The sequence below is a fragment of the Microbispora sp. CL1-1 genome, from assembly GCF_012034195.1.
GTDB lineage: Bacteria > Actinomycetota > Actinomycetes > Streptosporangiales > Streptosporangiaceae > Microbispora.
In genome coordinates this window covers 214,738-231,044 of the sequence record NZ_JAATEK010000008.1, presented here as the reverse complement: position 1 = coordinate 231,044, position 16,307 = coordinate 214,738, and the positions used below count along the sequence as shown (strand labels likewise).

Below are 16,307 nucleotides of genomic sequence, written 5' to 3'. Positions count from 1 at the left end.
GCCACCCGGCGGTCTCCACTTCTGCGGGACGCGCTCACGGCATCACCCGGGCGCGGGCCACGACATCTTCCGGCCTCCGGCGCCCCGATTGGTACGGCTCGCTTGCCGTACGTGTACCGGCTCGTCCTTTCGCAGAAGTGACGCGCCCACGTGTTCCGGCACGTTCTTTCTACGAAAGGCACGATTTCGTGACCATGCTTGACCTCGGTGAGGGCACCGAGACCCGCGCCGAGTTCGCACTGCTGGGTCTGCCCAAGCCGCTCGTGGCGGGGCTGGCCCGGCAGGGCATCACCGAGCCGTTCCCGATCCAGCGGGCGGCCATTCCCGACATCCTCGCCGGCTACGACGTCCTCGGCCGGGGCCAGACCGGCTCCGGCAAGACGCTCGCCTTCGGCCTGCCGACCCTGGCCAGGATCGCGGGGGAGAAGGCCCGCCCCGGCCACCCCCGGGCCCTCGTCCTGGTGCCCACCCGCGAACTGGCCCTGCAGGTGGCCGACACCCTCGAACCGCTCGGCCGCGGGCTGTCGCTGCGCACCCGCACGGTCGTCGGCGGCATGTCCATGGGCCGCCAGATCGACGACCTGCGCCGTGGGGTCGACGTCGTCGTCGCCACGCCCGGCCGTCTCACCGACCTCATCGAGCAGGGCGAGTGCACGCTGGACGACGTCCAGGTCACCGTGCTCGACGAGGCCGACCACATGTGCGACCTCGGGTTCCTGCCCGTGGTCAGCGCGCTGCTCGCGCGCACGCCGGCCGACGGGCAGCGCCTGCTGTTCTCCGCGACGCTCGACGGCGACGTGGACACGCTGGTCACGCGCTTCCTGACCGACCCCGTGGTCCACTCCCTCGACCCGGCCACCTCCTCGGTGGAGACGATGGAGCACCACCTGCTCCAGGTGCACCGTGATGACAAGGTGGACGTGACGGCGGAGATCGCCAACCGGGACGGCCGTACGATCCTGTTCGTCCGCACCCAGCACGGCGTGGACCGCGTCGTGAAGCAGCTCGCCCGGTCGGGCGTCCGCGCGGGCGGCCTGCACGGCGGCAAGCGGCAGAACCAGCGCACCCGCATCCTCGACGGGTTCCGCGAGGGCACGATCGGGGTGCTCGTGTGCACCGACGTCGCCGCCCGCGGCATCCACGTGGACGACGTGAGCCTCGTGCTGCACGTCGACCCGCCGGCCGATCACAAGAGCTACCTGCACCGCGGCGGCCGTACGGCCCGCGCGGGCGAGCGCGGCGTGGTGCTGACGCTGGTCCTGCCGAGCGAGCGCCGCGCCGCCGAGTCGATGACCCGCAAGGCGGGGGTGACCCCGTCCCGTCACCGCGTGACGCCGGGTGACCCGATCCTGGCCGAGATCGCCGGGGCCCGGCGGCCGAGCGGCGAGGCCGTTCCGGTGTGGGAGCCCGACGTGCGCAGGCCGCTGCGGCCCGCGCGGGACGACCGGGGGCCCGGCCGGCGGCGGCACGGCGGCGACCGTTTTCGCGGCGCCGACCGCCCGGGTGACGGGGACGGGCGGCGCAGGCGGTCCGACCAGGGCGAGCGGTCTCGCGGTCCCCGCACCGGCGATGGCTGGGCCGACGGCCGCAGCGAGTCGCGCGGCGGCCATCACCGTGGCCGTACGGGTGGACACGGCGGCCAGTCCGGGCACGCCCAGTCCGGGCACGCCCAGTCCGGCTACAGCGGTCAGGGCGCGTACGGCGGTCAGGGCGGCCAGGGCGGCCAGAGCGGTCAGGGTGGACGCGGAGGCTACGGCGGTTACGGCGGCGGCCAGGGCGGACGCGGGGGCTATGGCGGCGACGCCGGCCGTGGCGGACGCCGGGGCCGCGGTGGCCGCTTCACCGGCCGCTGAACCCTCACCACGATGCTGACCTCATCACGATGCTGACCTCATCACGATGCTGAACTGAACACCGCACCTCCACCGGGCCGTCCCTATGGGCGGCCCGGTGGCGTATGGGGGCGGTGTTGACACAAACTATGTAGACCGGTCTAGTCTTCTCCCATGATCGGAACCGGCGGAGCCGAGACCGGCCCACGGCGGGCCTTCCACGACGACCGCCCATCCCCGGACGACCGCCTATCGCCGGAAGATCGCGCGGCCCCGACAGACCGTGCAGCCTTGGACGGCGAGGCGGCCCGGGCAGGGCGTGCTGAGGTGCCGTCGCCCGGGGACCGGCACGCGCTGGTCCTGGGCGCGACCGGCTTCGTCGGACGCCACCTGGTCCTCGCGCTCGGTCATGCCGGAGTCCGTGTGAGCACGGCGAACCGGCGCCGCGCGTCCTTCGGGCGGCTCGCCCGCTGGCCGGCCGAGCACGGGCATGACGAGGCCCCGGCCGACCTCCGGGTCGATCTCACCCAGCCGTTGCTGCCGGCAGGGAGCTTGACGACGTCACCGAGGTCTACAACTGCGCCGGCGCCTACCGGTTCGGCATGCAGGCGGACGAGGCCCGCCGTGCCAACGTCGACAGCGTCCGCTCGGTCGTCGTCTTCGCGGCTCGGCTGCCGCGGCTGCGCCGCCTCGTCCACGTCTCCGGCTATCGCGTGGGCGGGCAGGACCCCCGTCCCTGGAGCGAGGAGCGGCGGCGGGAGACCTACCGGGCCCTGGGCGCGTACGAGGCGTCCAAGGTGGAGGCGGACGCCGTCTACCGGTTCGAGGCGGAGCGGCTGGGCGTTCCCTGGTCGGTCGTCAATCCGGCCAGCGTGATCGGCGACAGCGTCACGGGCGAGGCCGGCCAGTATCTCGGGCTCGCGTCGACCCTGCGCGACCTCTGGCGGGGAGGTCTCCCCGTGGTGCCGGGGAACGCGCGGACGTTCGAGCTCGGCGAGCCGGGCGCGCCCACGGTGGTGCTGCGGGCCTGCCGGTCAACGCCGACACCTGGGCGCCGGTCGTCACGGCTCTGGGCGAAGCCCGCGCGGCCGACCTGCCGTGCCTGGGGATGAGCGAGGGAGACCGCGACGACTGGCCGTCCTGGCTCGCCGCTCTCGTCACCAAGACCGGCGCGCGTCACCTCGTCGGTCACTCGATCGGTGCCGCGGCGGCGGTGGAGGCCGCGGCCGCCCATCCGGACGCGGTGGAACGGCTCACGCTGGTGGCCCCGTTCTTCCTCCAGGCGCGCTCGGCGTCCGTACCCCGGCTCCCGGCCCGCTGGTATCTCGGCCGGGTCTCCGCCCGGGCGCTGGCCGAGCGGCTCCCGCGGGGCGAGGTGACGGTGATCCCGGACGCGGGGCATCACCCCCGGCTGACGCACCCGGAGGAGGTCGCCCACGCCGTGGCGGGGGACACGCCTCCCCGGGTGCGTGAGCCGTTCAGCCCTTCAGGCCGCTCAGCACGATCCCGCGGGTGAAGTAGCGCTGGAAGGCGAGGAAGAAGGCGATCGACGGCAGGGAGGCGAGCAGGCCGCCCGCCATGATCGCCCCCTGGTTCTGCGCGCCGGTGAAATAGGAGTTCAAGCGGGCGAGCGCGACCGGGATGTTGGCCATCTCGTCGCTCTGCACGATGATCAGCGGCCAGAGGAAGTTGTTCCACTCCGCGAGCACGATGAAGATCGACATCGCGGCGAGGGCCGGGCGCAGCAGCGGCAGCACGACCTGCCACCAGATGCGCCACTCCCCGGCGCCGTCGACCCGGGCGGCCTGGATGAGCTCGTCCGGGATCGAGTGGAGGAACTGCACCAGGAAGAACAGCACGAACGCCTTGGCCAGCGCCGGGATGATGTAGCCCTGGTAGGTGTCCAGCCAGCCCAGGTTGCGCATGATGACGTAGTTGGGCACCAGGGTGGTCTGCCAGGGCACCATCATCGAGGCGACGATCAGCAGGAAGATCAGCCGCCGTCCCGGCACCCGGTGCTTGGTGATCACGTACGCCGCCAGCGAGGCGATCAGCAGCGACACGACGGTGATCGTGACAGTGATCACCAGGCTGTTGAACATGAAGCGGCCGAATCCGAAGTCCACCTGGAACCGCTGGAAGATGCCCTGCAGGTGGCCCGGGTTGACCTGGGTGGGGGAGTAGCCGGGGTCGTAGAAGTTGTTCAGCGTGGGGTGCTCGGGCACGAACGACGGCGGCTGTTTGTCGATCTCGGTCACCGGCTTGAACACCGTGATCAGCATCCAGTAGAACGGCGCGATCATGGTGAGCGACAGCAGGTAGAACGGCAGGCGCAGCAGGTGGCCGCGCCAGGTGGTGCGCGACCTCCCGGCGGGTGCCCGCCGGGGTGCGGCGGCCGGGCCGGCGACGATCGGCGTGGTCGTGGGGGCGACGGCCATCACAGCTCCTTGAGGGCGCGGCCGATGCGGAGGTTGACCATGCTGAGGGCGAAGATGATCAGGAAGAGCACCCAGGCGATGGCCGAGGCGTAGCCGAGCTTGAAGTGCGTGAAGCCCTGGTCGTAGAGGTAGGGCACGATCATCAGGCCCGAGTCGAGCACGCCGCCGATGTTGTTGGTGCCCCGGAACACGATGTAGACGGCTTCAAAGACCTGGAAGGCCCCGATGAGCCCGGTCACGACCACATACGTGGTGACCGGGCGCAGCAGCGGCAGCGTCACCCGGCGGAACTGCTGCCAGGCGCCGGCGCCGTCGATGCGGGCCGCCTCGTAGTACTCCTGCGGGATCGTGTTGAGCCCGGCGACGTACAGGACCATGCCGTAGCCCATCCCGCCCCACACCGACATGAGCACGAGGATGGGGATCGTGAGCCCGGGGGTGGCGAGCCATTCGACGGCCCTGCCGCCGAACCAGGTGACGACGGTGTTGGCCAGGCCGAAGTCACCCGGGTTGAAGATCCACTTCCAGAGCAGCATGAGCGCGATCGACGACGTCACCGAGGGCAGGAAGAAGATCGTCCGCATGATGCGGTGCGGCCAGCTCGACCCGTTGAAGGCCAGTGCGAGGCCGAGCGACAGCAGCGTGCCGATCCCGACGGACGCCACGACGTAGATGAAGGTGTTGCCGAGGGCGTGCCGGAACCGGTCGTCGTCGAACAGCAGGCGCCGGAAGTTCTCCAGCCCCTCGAACCGCGGGGCGTTCACCCCGTCGAACGTCGTGAAGCTGAGGTAGAGCGAGTTGGCCAGCGGCCAGACCAGGAAGCCGGCGAACAGGCCGAGGAACGGCAGCAGCATCAGATAGGAGGTGCCGTAGCGGCGCCACCGTTGCGGGGGCGCGGCGGCGTGGGTTGCCATGTCGTTTCTCCATCCGGGGGAAACCGTGGGCGGACCCGGGCCGGTGCGGGGTCGGGCGGCACCGGCCCGGGCGGGTGCGGAGGACGGAGGCCGCGGCCGGTGAGGGGTCAGGCGTCACCGGCGGACCACGGCCGTCGCGGCTATCCGGCGTTGCGCTCCATGACCTTGGCGGCCTCGGCCAGCGCCGTCTTCACGTCGGCCTTGCCGAGGATCGCGGCCTGGAGCTGCTTGGCGACGTCGGACGCGCTCTCGTCCCAGCCGGGACATCCGGGCGCGGCCGCGCCGGTTTTGATGATCTCCGCGAACACCGCCGCGTGCTCGGGCGTGAACGGCGAGTCGGCGATCTTGTCGGGGCGGGGCGGGATGTAGGAGACGTTGCGGGCCTTCGACTCCGCCGTCACCGCGTCGACGGCCTCGTCCGTGTAGAGGAACTTGACGAAGTCCGCCGCCTGCTGGATGTGCGTGCTGTACGACGTGACCCCGACCGCCCGGCCGCCGATGAAGGTCGTGGGCGCCGCCGGGCCGGCCGGCAGCGGGGCGATCGCCCATTTGCCCTTCATCGCGGGCTTGCTGGTGTCGATGCCGAGGGCGTTCCAGTTGCCGCCGTAAACCATCGCGATGCCCTGGTCGAGCGCGTCCGAGGTCGTCACCGTGTCGGTCGGCGCGCCGTACTTGCGGTGCAGGTCGATCCAGTACGACAGCGCCTGCTCGGCCTGCGGGGTGTCGAGCGACGGCTTGCAGTCCGGCGTGTAGAAGGCGCCGCCCGCCTGGTAGAGGAAGTTGAAGTAGCCGATCCAGTCGAGGTTGCCCCAGTCGATGCTGAACGGCGTCTTCACCCCGGACTTCTTGAGTTTCTCGATGTCGGCGGTGAGCTCCTCCCAGGTCTTGGGCGGCTCCTTGATCCCGGCCTTCTCGAACAGGTCGGTCCGGTAGTAGAGCGCCACGGTGGACATGTCGAGCGGGATGCCATAGATGGTGCCGTCGGGGGAGACGGCCGACTTCCACTGGGCGGGCTGCGCCTGGGCCTGGAGCTGCTCGATGCCGTACTTGCGCAGGTCGACCATCCCGCCGCGCAGGCCGAACTGGATGGTCCAGGTCATGCCGCCGGAGATGATGTCGGGCCCACTGCGGCTGGTCGAGGCCGCCAGCAGCTTGGCGTACGCGTCGTCCCAGGCCAGCGTCTGCACCTTGATCGTTACATCGGGGTGCGACTTCGTGTACAGGTCGGCCGCCTTCTGGAAGGCCGTGCTCTCGTCGTCGCCGCCGGTGGACCACCACGTGATGGCGGCGGGGGTGTCGCGTCGGCCTGCTCGGTCTCCGAGGTGCCGCTGGTCGCGCAGCCCGCGCCGAGGGCGGTGATCAGGGCGGCGCAGGTGGCCGCCGTCGTTCGTCGCATGGACGTCTCCGATCTCTACGGAAAGTGATCGACTGACATGTCGTGCCCCCCCGAGAGGCGGCCCGCCGCGAGGCCGTGCCTGTGCGGCGCACCGCCCACGCTTCGAATTCGTGCAGAGTCCAGCACTAAACCGGATTAGTTTCAAGAGGGTGTTTCATCCCGACGATTCGGACATCGCACCGTACGAATCATGAATCCGCAGCTCAGACGGTTGACAGGGGTTACATGGATTCCGGCGAACGACCCTTAACCGGGTCAGAAGTCTGAAACGGTGCACTTGTGTAACCTTGCGGCGTACACGAGCCAGGCCCACCACCCCACGGGAGCCCCCATGTTCGTCGACATGCCTCTTGACCAGTTGCGCGCCTACCTGCCCGAGCGCCGGGAGCCCGCCGATTTCGACGCCTTCTGGGACCGCACGCTGGCCGAGGCCCGCGCGCACGACCTGAACGCCGTCTTCGAGCCGTACGAGGCCGACCTCGCGCTGCTCGACGTGGCCGACGTGACGTTCGCGGGATTCGGCGGGCACCCGATCAAGGGATGGTTCATCGCTCCCGCGGGCGCGTCGGGCCCGCTGCCGTGCGTGGTGGAGTACATCGGGTACGGCGGCGGCCGCGGCCGGCCGCACGACTGGCTGCTGTGGCCGGCCGCCGGATACGCGACCTTCGTGATGGACACGCGCGGCCAGGGCGGCACCTGGCGCTCGGGCGACACGCCCGACCCGGTGGGCGGCAACGGGGCGCAGATCCCCGGCAAGCTCACCCAGGGCGTGTTCGACCGCGACGACTACTACTACCGGCGGCTCTACACCGACGTCGTACGCGCGGTCGAGGCGGCCAGGTCGCACCCCCTGGTGGACGCCGGGCGGGTCGTGGTGACCGGCGGCAGCCAGGGCGGCGGCATGGCGCTGGCCGCCGCCGCGCTCGTGCCCGGCCTCGCCTACGCGTTCGTCAACGTGCCGTTCATGTGCGACATCCGGCGCGCCGTCGAGATCACCGACGAGGAGCCGTACGCCGAGCTGGGCCGGTTCTGCGGGATCCACCGGACGCGGGTCGAGGACATCTTCGCGACCCTCGACTACTTCGACGGCCTGCACTTCGCCGCGCGGGCCACCACGCCCGCCCGGTTCTCCGTCGCCCTGCGCGACGGCGTCACCCCGGCGTCGACGGTGTTCGCGGCCTACAACCACTACGCCGGGCCCAAGGACATCACGGTCTGGCCGTTCAACGGCCACGAGGGCGGCGAGTCGCAGCAGGCGCTCGACCAGCTCAGGCTGGCCAGGAAGATCCTCGGCTGAGCCCGATGCCGTAGCCGTCCGGGCGACAGGATCGATCTCGCAGGGTGGACGCGGGGCGCGGCGGCCCCGCCCCCGCGACTACCCTGGGGCCGATACCCTGAAGGCGCACGCCCACGACGCGAGAGAGACCATGAAGACCTTCGAAGAGCTGTACGCCGAGCTGGCAGAGAAGGCGCGCACCCGGCCCGCGGGGTCGGGCACCGTGGCCGCCCTGGACGCCGGCGTCCATGCCATCGGCAAGAAGGTCGTCGAAGAGGCCGCGGAGAGCTGGATGGCGGCCGAGCACGAGTCGGCGGACCGGGCGGCCGAGGAGATCTCACAGCTGCTCTACCACGTGCAGGTCCTGATGCTGGCGCGCGGAATCGGGCTCGACGAGGTCTACAAGCATCTGTAGCCGCCACGGCGGCCCCGGATCAGACCATCGACCTCGTTTCCGCTCGAAAGGATCTCCCACTCATGCTGCGCATCGCCGTACCGAACAAGGGCGCGCTCTCCGAGGCCGCCCAGACCATGCTGAAGGAGGCCGGCTACCGCCAGCGCAGGGACAGCAAGGAGCTCGTGGTCGTCGACTCCGAGAACTCCTGCGAGCTGTTCTTCCTCCGTCCGCGCGACATCGCCGTCTACGTCGGCGAGGGCACCCTCGACGCCGGCATCACCGGGCGCGACATGCTGTTCGACTCCGGCGCCCCCGCCGAGGAGGTCATGCCGCTCGGGTTCGGCGGGTCGACGTTCCGCTTCGCCGCCACGCCGGGCGCCTACTCCGGCGTGGCCGACCTGTCCGGTCTGCGCATCGCCACCTCGTACGCCGGACTGCTCGGCAAACACCTCGCCGACCAGGGCGTGGACGCCCGGGTCATCAAGCTCGACGGCGCGGTCGAGACGGCGATCAGGCTCGGTGTCGCCGACGCGGTCGCCGACGTGGTGGAGACCGGCACGACGCTGCGCAACGTCGGCCTCGAGGTGTTCGGCGAGCCGATCGCGCACTCCGAGGCCATCTTGATCAAGCGGGCCGGGGCCCCCGAGTCCAACGGCTTCCAGCAGCTCATCCGGCGCCTGCAGGGCGTGATCGTGGCCCGCGACTTCGTGATGATCGACTACGACATCCGGGCCGAGCGCATCGACGAGGCCATCGCGATCACCCCGGGCATGGAGGGGCCGACCGTCTCCCCGCTCCACCGCGAGGGCTGGGTGGCCGTACGGGCGATGGTCCCGCGCAAGGGCCACCAGCAGGTGATGGACCAGCTCTGGGACATCGGAGCCAAGGCGATCCTGGTCACCGCGATCTTCGCCTGCCGCCTCTGAACCCTGCCGCCTCTGAACCCTGCCGCCTCCGATCCAGGCGGTTCCGAGGCGCTGTCGCCGTGGCGCGCCCTGTGTCAAGATCACGTCATGATGCGATTATCACGTCTGCTGGTGCCGTTGATCTGCGCGCTCACCCTCGCGGCGGGTGCGCCCGCCGTCGCGGCGGAGCGCTCGGCGACCAGCGCGGGGACGTCGGACGTCCCCGCGACGCAACTCGACGCGATCCGCAGGCTCGACTTCATGGTCGGGCACTGGGCCGGCTCGGGATGGGTCGACACCGCCTCCGGACGGCAGGAGTTCCTCCAGACGGAGAAGGTGGCCTACAAGGCGGGCGGCCAGGTGCTCACGGTGGAGGGCCAGGGGCGGGACAAGGCCGACCCGCGCAGGATCGTGGACACCGCGCTCGCGGTCGTCAGCTACAGCGACGAGACCGGACAGTATCGGTGGGAGGCGTTCTCCCAGGGACACATCACCGAGTCCGTGCCCGTGGTCGGCGACCGCTTCTTCCAGTGGAGCCTCCAGACCGGTGGGCCCACCATCCGCTACACCCTGCGCTTCACCGGCAGGACCTGGCACGAGGTCGGTGAGTACACCCTCGACGGCGGCGCCACCTGGCGGCAGAACTTCCAGATGGACCTGAGACGAGTGGCCTGACGCCCCCTGTGTTCTCCTCCCTCCCCTTTCGTGCGGGGGAGGGAGGCGGGTGACAAATGTCATCGCGAAGGCCGGAGACGCGGCACTGATGATCGCACCCGCCTGATCCCTACCGTGAAGGCATGAACGCAATCGCCTTCACCGACGTCACCAAGAGATACGGGGACGTGCTCGCGGTCGACGGCCTCGACCTGGAGATCCCGGCCGGAGCCACGGTCGCCCTCCTCGGGCCGAACGGGGCCGGGAAGTCCACCTCGATCAACATGCTGCTGGGCCTGTTGCGGCCCAGCTCCGGCGAGATCCGGGTCTTCGGCGTGCCGCCGGAGACGGCGGTCGCCGACGGGGAGATCGGCGCGATGCTCCAGGAGGGCACGCTGATCCCCGAGCTGACCGTGGCCGAGACCGTGGACTTCGTCCGGCGGCTCTACCCCCGTCCGCTGCCGCTGGAGGAGATCCTCCGGCTCGCCGACCTCACCGAGCTCGCCCGGCGGCGGGCCGACCGGCTGTCCGGCGGCCAGACCCAGCGGGTGCGGTTCGCGCTGGCCATCGCGGGCGGCCCGAGGCTGCTGCTGCTGGACGAGCCCACTGCGGCCATGGACGTCGAGTCGCGCCGCACGTTCTGGGACAACATGCGGGCGTACGCCGCCGGGGGCCGGACGATCCTGTTCGCCACCCACTACCTGGAAGAGGCCGACGAGAACGCCGACCGGGTCGTCGTGATCGCCCGCGGCCGGGTCGTCGCCGACGGCAGCGCCGCCGAGATCAAGGCCGGGGTCGCCGGTCAGGCGGTGAGCTTCCTGCTGGGCGACCAGCCGGTGGCCGGGCTCGAAGCCCTGCCCGGGACGACCGGCGTGGAGCTCCAGAGCGGCCGGGTCACGCTGCGGACCACCGATCTCGACGCCACCGTCGACGCCCTCTATCGCAAGACCACCCTCGACATCCGCGACCTCCAGCTCCACGGGGCCGACCTGGAGGACGCCTTCCTCGCCCTCACCAAGGAGGCCTGATCATGCGGCACTACATCAAGGTCGAGATGCTGCGGATGATGCGCAACAAGCGCTACATCATCTTCGTGGTCGCCTTCCCCGTCGGGTTCTACCTCCTCTATTCCAACCTCTGGGGAGCGGAGACCGATCAGTCGACCGGACTGCGCGGCAGCGTCCTGCTGATGATCTCGATGGCCGCGTACGGCGCGCTGGCCTCGGCCATCATGTCGACGGCCGTGCCCTGGTCGCAGGAGCGGCACAGCGGCTGGCTGCGGCAGCTCCAGATCACTCCGCTGCCGGGCCGGGCGATCATCCTGACGAAGCTGATCTCCTCGATGCTGCTCGTGCTGCCGGCGCTGCTGCTGGTCGGCCTGGCCGCGGTGCTCACCCAGGACGTCTCGCTGCCGCCGGGGCAGTGGGTCGGGCTGATCCTGGCGATGTGGATCGGCACGATCCCGTTCGCGGCGCTGGGCCTGACGATCGGATCCCTGCTGCCCCCCGACACCGCGCAGCCCGTCGCGATGATCGGCATGTTCGCCCTCGCCCTGCTCGGCGGGCTCTGGTTCCCCGAGAGCCTGATGCCCGCGGTCATGAAGAGCATCGCCCACGTGACCCCGTCGTACGACTACGCGAGCATCGGATGGCAGATCGCGGCGGGCGAGGCCCCGCACGCGGCCGACGCGGCCGGCATCCTCGCCTGGGGGGTGGCCTTGGTGGCGCTGGCGATATTCGCCTACCGTCGTGCCACGGTGCGCGCCTGAAAGCAGTGCCACGGTGCGCGCCTGAAAGCAGTGCCACGGTGCGCGCCTGAAAAGCAGTGCCACGGTGCGCGTCTGATCGAAGCAGCGCCACGGCGCGCGCTTGATCGAAGCAGCGCCACGGCGCGCGCCTGGCAGGAAAGTGCGCCTGACAGGAACGGTGCGCGCCTCGCAGGAACGGCGGGGAAGTGCGCGCCCGACTCCACCATGGTTCGGAGGGACAGCGGATGAGCCGGCTGGCCAACGTGTTCACCTTCGGCGGGATCGACGAGCGTCCCTCCCGCCTGCGGCGACTGATGGGCATGTCGCTCGGTCTGATCTACCTCTTCTACCCGGTGTCCGAGGTGGCCGACGGCACGGTGAGCGGCGCGCGGGCGGTCTGGTGGATGGGCGCGCTCGCGGTCTTCGTGGCCGTCTACCTGTCGGTCGTGCTGGGACCGCGCGATTTCGACCATCAACCCCGGTGGATGTTTCCCATGCTCGGCGTCGCGACGGTGATGGCGGTCGTCTTCCCGTTGATCTTCCGGAGCCCTTCCTGGCTGACCCTGCCGATCTACATGGTGGTCGTCTTCGCGATGGGCCTGCCGCCCACTCGCGCCCTGCTGGGGATCGCGGCCATGGCCGGGCTCGTCGTCGTGGAGGGCAAGATCATCGGTGCCGACGACGGCACGGTGTGGGCGCTCGTGCTGCAGATCATCACGCTCGGCGTGCTGTTCGTGAGCGTCCGCAACACCCGCGTCCTCGTCGTCCAGCTCCGACAGGCGCAGAGCGAGGTCGCCAGGCTGGCCGCCACGGAGGAGCGGCTGCGGATCGCCCGCGACCTGCACGACCTGCTGGGACACAGCCTCTCGCTCATCGTCCTCAAGAGCGAGCTGGCCCGCCGCCTGGGTGAGCAGGGCTCGCCGAAGGCCCCCGGGGAGGTGGCGGACATCGAGTCGGTGGCGCGGCAGGCGCTGGCCCAGGTGCGCGAGGCCGTCAGCGGATATCGCCGGCGCCGCCTGTCGGAGGAGATCGACGGCGCCAGGTCCTCGCTGGGCGTCACCGGCGTCGCCCTCACGGTGCGCACCCGCGGCACCCCGCTGCCCGAAGACCTCGACGGCCTGTTCGCCTGGGCCGTACGCGAGGCCACCACCAACGTCGTACGGCATTCCCGGGCCACCCGCTGCGAGATCGACGTGTCGTACGACGTGGAGGGCGCGGTGCTGGAGATCGCCGACAACGGCGGCGGCGCGTACGAACCGGGCAACGGCCTCACGGGGCTCGGCGAGCGGGTGCGCGCGGCGGGCGGGAGCCTGGAGGTCGAAGGCGGCAAGCGGGAGTTCAGGGTGCGGATCGCGGTTCCGCCGCCCCTGGACCGCACGCCGGAGATGATCGCGGATAGGTTGGGCCAGTGATCAGGGTCGTGCTGGCGGAGGACCAGAGCATGGTGCGGGGAGCGCTCGCCTCCTTGCTCGGCCTGGAGCCCGACATCGAGGTGGTCGGAGAGGCTGCGGACGGCGAGGAGGTGATCGCCGTCGCCGAGGCGACCAGGCCGGACATCGCGCTGCTCGACATCGAGATGCCCGGCAGGGACGGGATCTCCGCCGCCGAGCAGCTGCGCCGCCGGGTCCCCGGATGCCGGGTGGTGATCCTCACGACTTTCGGCAGGCCCGGCTACCTGCGCCGCGCGATGGAGGCCGGGGCGGTGGCCTTCCTGGTGAAGGACAGCCCCGCGAGCGAACTGGCCGCCGCGATCAGGCGGGTGCTGCGGGGCGAGCGCGTGATCGATCCGGGGCTGGCCGCCGCCGCGCTCAGCGCCGGGCCGAACCCCCTGTCGCCGCGCGAGCGCGACGTGCTGTCCGCCGCCGCGGACGGCTCGACGATCAACGACATCGCGCTGCGGCTGCACCTGTCGGAGGGCACGGTGCGCAACTACCTGTCGGCGGCCATCCAGAAGACCGGCGCGCGCAACCGGATCGAGGCCGTCCAGAAGGCCCAGGCGCAGGGCTGGCTCTGACCACGGCGGGCCGCACCCCGCGGCTCGGGCCGGTGCGAGCGGTGACACGGCGCTTTCGGCCGGGCCCGGCGCACGCGGTCACGCCGCCGTAGGGGGCCGGCGGAAAGGGCCGGACGCGCCCTCGACGCTGCTCGTGCGGCCGATCGCGTGCGGGCTCAGCGGGCCTGCTGTTCCTGGAGGTCGGCGGCGTGCCGCAGCAGGTCGCCGACCCGCACCACGCCCAGGCACCTGCCGACCTCGTCGACCACCACCAGGTCGTCGTACACGCGGGCGTTGTCCCGGCCAGCCACCTGCATGGCCGCGATCACCGGGGTCGTCTTCGCCACGATCTTGGCCGCGTCCGCCAGGCGGCCGGCCGGCTTCTTCGCGTGCAGCGCGTGGCCGTACGCCCCGGCCATGAAGAGCAGGAAGCGGCTGCGGTCGATGCTGCCCAGCGGGCGCTCGTATTCGTCCACCAGGATCACGCTGGTGATCGAGGGCTCGGCGCTCAGCACGGCGACCACCTCCTCGGCCGTCGACTCGGCCGGCAGTGTCACCGCGGGAAGCAGGAGCTCCTGCACCCGAGGGCCGAGCGACGCGGTGGCGGGGGCCGCCTCCGGCACCGGCAGCGGCACGTGGACGCGGTTGAACCCGTGGGAGGGCCGCCAGCCGGACGGCGCGAGCAGGGGACCCTGCGCGAGCCGGATCCCCCAGCCGCGCACCGCCGCCAGTTGCGTCTCGTCCCGCAGGCCCGGGGCGAGCACGTGCGCGCCGACGCCGCGCGCGAGCCGGACCAGCGACTCCGCGAGCGCGCCGTGCCGGGGATCGCGCGGCCCGCGTGCCACCACGCCGGGAGACAGCGCGATCATGTACGGCGAGGCGTCGGCGAGCAGGTCGAGCGGCAGCGGGGCGGTGCCGATCCCGCCGAACGCGATGAGGTAGCCCACCGCGCGCAGTCCGTCGATCCCGGACAGCAGGGCGGTGCGCTGCACATATGCGGTGTCGCCCTCGATCACGAGGATGACCTCGCGGGGACGCCGGTTGGACACGCGCATCGCCTCGTGCAGCGGCGCGTGGCCGGCCGAACCACCGGCCACGGCGGCGGCGGAGATCGGCAGGACCAGCGGCAGCAGGGCCTCCTCGCGGGCGGCGGCCAGCAGGCCGTTCACCGTGGTCCCCATGCCCGGGCCTGCGGCGGACGCGTCCTCGGTGACCACCTCGACGGCGACGGCGCCACCGGTGTCGAGATCGACCACGGGAAGGAAGAACGGGGAGGCAGGGCCGGGGACGCCGGAAGCGGAGGGCGCGTACGCGCGCTGGTCGTACGGCTCGGCGGGGGCTGGTGTGTACCTGCGCCTCATGGTCGCCGGGTCGTGTTCCCACACGATGTCGGCCGGGCCGTGCTCCAGCCCCATGTTCGCCGGGCCGTACTCCCGCACAGTGCCGGCCGGGCTGGGCTCGCGCACGATGTTCGCCGGGTCGTGGCCGCGCACGATGTTCGCCGGGCCGGGCTCCCAACCAGTGGCCGTAGAGGCGTCCATCACGGTGTCCGCCGGGGAACGTTCCCGTCCGTCGCCGGGAGGGAACGGGGTCGCCGGGGCCGCGCCGGGCGCCGGGACACGTTGCGGGGTCGCGGCGAGCGGCGCCGCCGATGAGACGGGGAGCGACACGATTGAATTGTGGGACAGAAATCGCCCGGCGATGCCGATTGCGGGACGAAGTTCACCGACATTTCCCCGTCAGTTGGGCGGAACCCTACACAGGGTGCACGGCTAGGCTGATCAGCCATGACGGCAGGGCCCGCCACGGGAGGCGGCAGATGGATCTCGGTCGCCCCCGAGCGGCTCGCCGGATGGATCGCGCGCTTCGCCGAGCGGCACGGCCCGATCGAGGCCGTCGTCCTGCCTGACGTGGTCCGCATCGACGCCGCCGACGGCGCGGTCGCCGAGTGTCAGGTGCCGTTCCCGCCGCTGCGCCCCTCTCGCGTGGGCGACCGCCACGGCGCGGGCAGCAGCGACCGCGGGGGCCAGAGCGACGGCGGGCCCGAGGAGGACGGCGACGGGGGCGACGGCGACGGGGGCGACGGCGACGCAGGCGATGGCGACCGTGGGGGCGACGGCGGGCACGGACGCGAGGGCGGGGGCGACGACGGGTTCCGGCTTCCCCCGGCCGCGGCGGCGCTGGTGTCCCACGTGTGCCGGGAACGGACCGTCGGCGTGCTGCTGGCCCGGCTCGGCGGGCACGCCGCAGGCGTCTTCATCGGCGCCCGCCTCGTCACGGGCAAGGTCGGCTCGCGTCAGGTCCACGGGCGCAGCGCGGCGGGCGGGTGGTCGCAGCAGCGCTTCGCCCGGCGCAGGGACAAGCAGTCGTCCGAAGCGCTGCGGGCCGCCGCCGACGTGGCCGCCCGGGTGCTGCTGCCGAGGCTCGACGACCTGGAGGCAGTCGTGCTCGGCGGAGACCGGCGCTCGATCGACGAGATCAGGCGCGACCGCCGTCTCGCACCGCTGTTCGCCCTGGAGTCCGGCCCCTTCCTCACCGTGCCCGACCCCCGGATGCCGGTTCTGGAGGGTGCCCCCGCGCTGTTCCGCGCCGTACGGATCCGCCTGCTCGACCCCTGACGGCCGCGCGACGAAGGGGCGCGGGCGGGGTTTCGGCGCAGGCGATGGTGGACGGGGCGGCACTACACTTGAGCCCATGCGCACTCCCGATTGATCGCTCCCGGTGCCGATCCCCGACCTCATCACCTACGGGAGTG

The 16,307-nt window shown here is 71.7% G+C and carries 17 protein-coding genes; 13 read left to right on the top strand and 4 right to left on the bottom strand.

The annotated features are described in order from the left end of the window. Positions 1–194: 194 nt before the first annotated feature. The 3 genes from HCK04_RS13280 (at position 195) to HCK04_RS42265 (ending at position 3,348) form a co-directional block, all read left to right on the top strand. Positions 195–1,853 carry a DEAD/DEAH box helicase gene (locus HCK04_RS13280; protein WP_142647512.1) on the top strand — a complete coding sequence of 553 codons (1,659 nt, stop codon included), beginning with the start codon at positions 195–197 and terminating at the stop codon, positions 1,851–1,853. Between the two features lie 581 nt (positions 1,854–2,434). Then, positions 2,435–2,944, top strand: coding sequence for an SDR family oxidoreductase (locus HCK04_RS42270; RefSeq protein ID WP_240971355.1), 510 nt, complete (start codon positions 2,435–2,437; stop codon positions 2,942–2,944). After that, positions 2,941–3,348 carry an alpha/beta hydrolase gene (locus HCK04_RS42265; protein ID WP_346776134.1) on the top strand — a complete coding sequence of 136 codons (408 nt, stop codon included), beginning with the start codon at positions 2,941–2,943 and terminating at the stop codon, positions 3,346–3,348. Before HCK04_RS42270 ends, HCK04_RS42265 begins: the two co-directional genes overlap by 4 nt. Here the strand turns inward: HCK04_RS42265 and HCK04_RS13270 are convergent. The 3 genes from HCK04_RS13270 to HCK04_RS13260 form a co-directional block, all read right to left on the bottom strand. Beyond that, complete coding sequence (locus HCK04_RS13270; protein WP_142647462.1) at positions 3,311–4,270, bottom strand: carbohydrate ABC transporter permease; 960 nt, start codon at positions 4,268–4,270, stop codon at positions 3,311–3,313. The genes HCK04_RS42265 and HCK04_RS13270 overlap by 38 nt on opposite strands. Beyond that, positions 4,270–5,184, bottom strand: coding sequence for a sugar ABC transporter permease (locus HCK04_RS13265; protein ID WP_142647461.1), 915 nt, complete (start codon positions 5,182–5,184; stop codon positions 4,270–4,272). Before HCK04_RS13265 ends, HCK04_RS13270 begins: the two co-directional genes overlap by 1 nt. A gap of 140 nt (positions 5,185–5,324) precedes the next feature. Then, positions 5,325–6,377, bottom strand: a complete 1,053-nt coding sequence (locus HCK04_RS13260) for an extracellular solute-binding protein (RefSeq protein ID WP_260617244.1) — start codon at positions 6,375–6,377, stop codon at positions 5,325–5,327. Positions 6,378–6,389: 12 nt separating this feature from the next. On the opposite strand from HCK04_RS13260, the gene HCK04_RS44165 reads away from it, so the two are divergent. From HCK04_RS44165 to HCK04_RS13220, 9 genes are all read left to right on the top strand, one after another. After that, entirely contained in the window at positions 6,390–6,608 is a 219-nt protein-coding gene (locus HCK04_RS44165) for a hypothetical protein (RefSeq protein ID WP_260617245.1), read from the top strand. Positions 6,609–6,911: 303 nt separating this feature from the next. Continuing rightward, positions 6,912–7,877: an acetylxylan esterase gene (locus tag HCK04_RS13255; RefSeq protein WP_142647459.1), complete on the top strand. Its 966-nt coding sequence runs from the start codon at positions 6,912–6,914 to the stop codon at positions 7,875–7,877. A gap of 130 nt (positions 7,878–8,007) precedes the next feature. Next, positions 8,008–8,271 (top strand): phosphoribosyl-ATP diphosphatase, encoded by a 264-nt coding sequence (locus HCK04_RS13250; protein WP_030507281.1) that lies wholly within the window; start codon positions 8,008–8,010, stop codon positions 8,269–8,271. Between the two features lie 62 nt (positions 8,272–8,333). Beyond that, complete coding sequence (hisG, locus tag HCK04_RS13245) at positions 8,334–9,179, top strand: ATP phosphoribosyltransferase (protein ID WP_142647458.1); 846 nt, start codon at positions 8,334–8,336, stop codon at positions 9,177–9,179. An 87-nt stretch (positions 9,180–9,266) separates the two neighbouring features. After that, positions 9,267–9,833 (top strand): hypothetical protein, encoded by a 567-nt coding sequence (locus HCK04_RS13240; RefSeq protein WP_142647457.1) that lies wholly within the window; start codon positions 9,267–9,269, stop codon positions 9,831–9,833. Between the two features lie 122 nt (positions 9,834–9,955). Further along, a complete protein-coding gene (locus tag HCK04_RS13235; protein ID WP_142647456.1) occupies positions 9,956–10,840 on the top strand; it encodes an ABC transporter ATP-binding protein in 885 nt (294 codons plus the stop codon). A gap of 2 nt (positions 10,841–10,842) precedes the next feature. Beyond that, the gene (locus HCK04_RS13230; RefSeq protein WP_142647455.1) at positions 10,843–11,580 is read left to right on the top strand and encodes an ABC transporter permease; all 738 of its coding nucleotides are present in this window, start codon (positions 10,843–10,845) and stop codon (positions 11,578–11,580) included. A 224-nt stretch (positions 11,581–11,804) separates the two neighbouring features. Continuing rightward, positions 11,805–12,971: a sensor histidine kinase gene (locus HCK04_RS13225; RefSeq protein ID WP_142647454.1), complete on the top strand. Its 1,167-nt coding sequence runs from the start codon at positions 11,805–11,807 to the stop codon at positions 12,969–12,971. Beyond that, positions 12,968–13,573, top strand: a complete 606-nt coding sequence (locus tag HCK04_RS13220) for a response regulator transcription factor (RefSeq protein WP_142647453.1) — start codon at positions 12,968–12,970, stop codon at positions 13,571–13,573. Before HCK04_RS13225 ends, HCK04_RS13220 begins: the two co-directional genes overlap by 4 nt. Positions 13,574–13,728: 155 nt before the next feature. Here HCK04_RS13220 and HCK04_RS13215 read toward each other — a convergent pair whose 3' ends face one another. Further along, the gene (locus HCK04_RS13215) at positions 13,729–15,222 is read right to left on the bottom strand and encodes an EAL domain-containing protein (protein ID WP_260617240.1); all 1,494 of its coding nucleotides are present in this window, start codon (positions 15,220–15,222) and stop codon (positions 13,729–13,731) included. Positions 15,223–15,339: 117 nt separating this feature from the next. On the opposite strand from HCK04_RS13215, the gene HCK04_RS13210 reads away from it, so the two are divergent. Then, positions 15,340–16,170, top strand: a complete 831-nt coding sequence (locus HCK04_RS13210) for an acVLRF1 family peptidyl-tRNA hydrolase (protein ID WP_168065892.1) — start codon at positions 15,340–15,342, stop codon at positions 16,168–16,170. Positions 16,171–16,307: the final 137 nt, after the last annotated feature.

Excerpts from the sequence above, each read along its gene's own strand:
- HCK04_RS42270 (WP_240971355.1), top strand. The coding sequence starts at position 2,435 with ATGCAGGCGGACGAGGCCCGCCGTGCCAACGTCGACAGCGTCCGCTCG.
- HCK04_RS13255 (WP_142647459.1), top strand. The coding sequence starts at position 6,912 with ATGTTCGTCGACATGCCTCTTGACCAGTTGCGCGCCTACCTGCCCGAG.
- HCK04_RS42265 (WP_346776134.1), top strand. The coding sequence starts at position 2,941 with ATGAGCGAGGGAGACCGCGACGACTGGCCGTCCTGGCTCGCCGCTCTC.
- HCK04_RS13240 (WP_142647457.1), top strand. The coding sequence starts at position 9,267 with ATGATGCGATTATCACGTCTGCTGGTGCCGTTGATCTGCGCGCTCACC.
- HCK04_RS13280 (WP_142647512.1), top strand. The coding sequence starts at position 195 with ATGCTTGACCTCGGTGAGGGCACCGAGACCCGCGCCGAGTTCGCACTG.
- HCK04_RS13230 (WP_142647455.1), top strand. The coding sequence starts at position 10,843 with ATGCGGCACTACATCAAGGTCGAGATGCTGCGGATGATGCGCAACAAG.
- HCK04_RS13210 (WP_168065892.1), top strand. The coding sequence starts at position 15,340 with ATGACGGCAGGGCCCGCCACGGGAGGCGGCAGATGGATCTCGGTCGCC.
- HCK04_RS13235 (WP_142647456.1), top strand. The coding sequence starts at position 9,956 with ATGAACGCAATCGCCTTCACCGACGTCACCAAGAGATACGGGGACGTG.
- HCK04_RS13225 (WP_142647454.1), top strand. The coding sequence starts at position 11,805 with ATGAGCCGGCTGGCCAACGTGTTCACCTTCGGCGGGATCGACGAGCGT.
- HCK04_RS13250 (WP_030507281.1), top strand. The coding sequence starts at position 8,008 with ATGAAGACCTTCGAAGAGCTGTACGCCGAGCTGGCAGAGAAGGCGCGC.
- hisG (WP_142647458.1), top strand. The coding sequence starts at position 8,334 with ATGCTGCGCATCGCCGTACCGAACAAGGGCGCGCTCTCCGAGGCCGCC.
- HCK04_RS13265 (WP_142647461.1), bottom strand. The coding sequence starts at position 5,184 with ATGGCAACCCACGCCGCCGCGCCCCCGCAACGGTGGCGCCGCTACGGC.
- HCK04_RS13270 (WP_142647462.1), bottom strand. The coding sequence starts at position 4,270 with ATGGCCGTCGCCCCCACGACCACGCCGATCGTCGCCGGCCCGGCCGCC.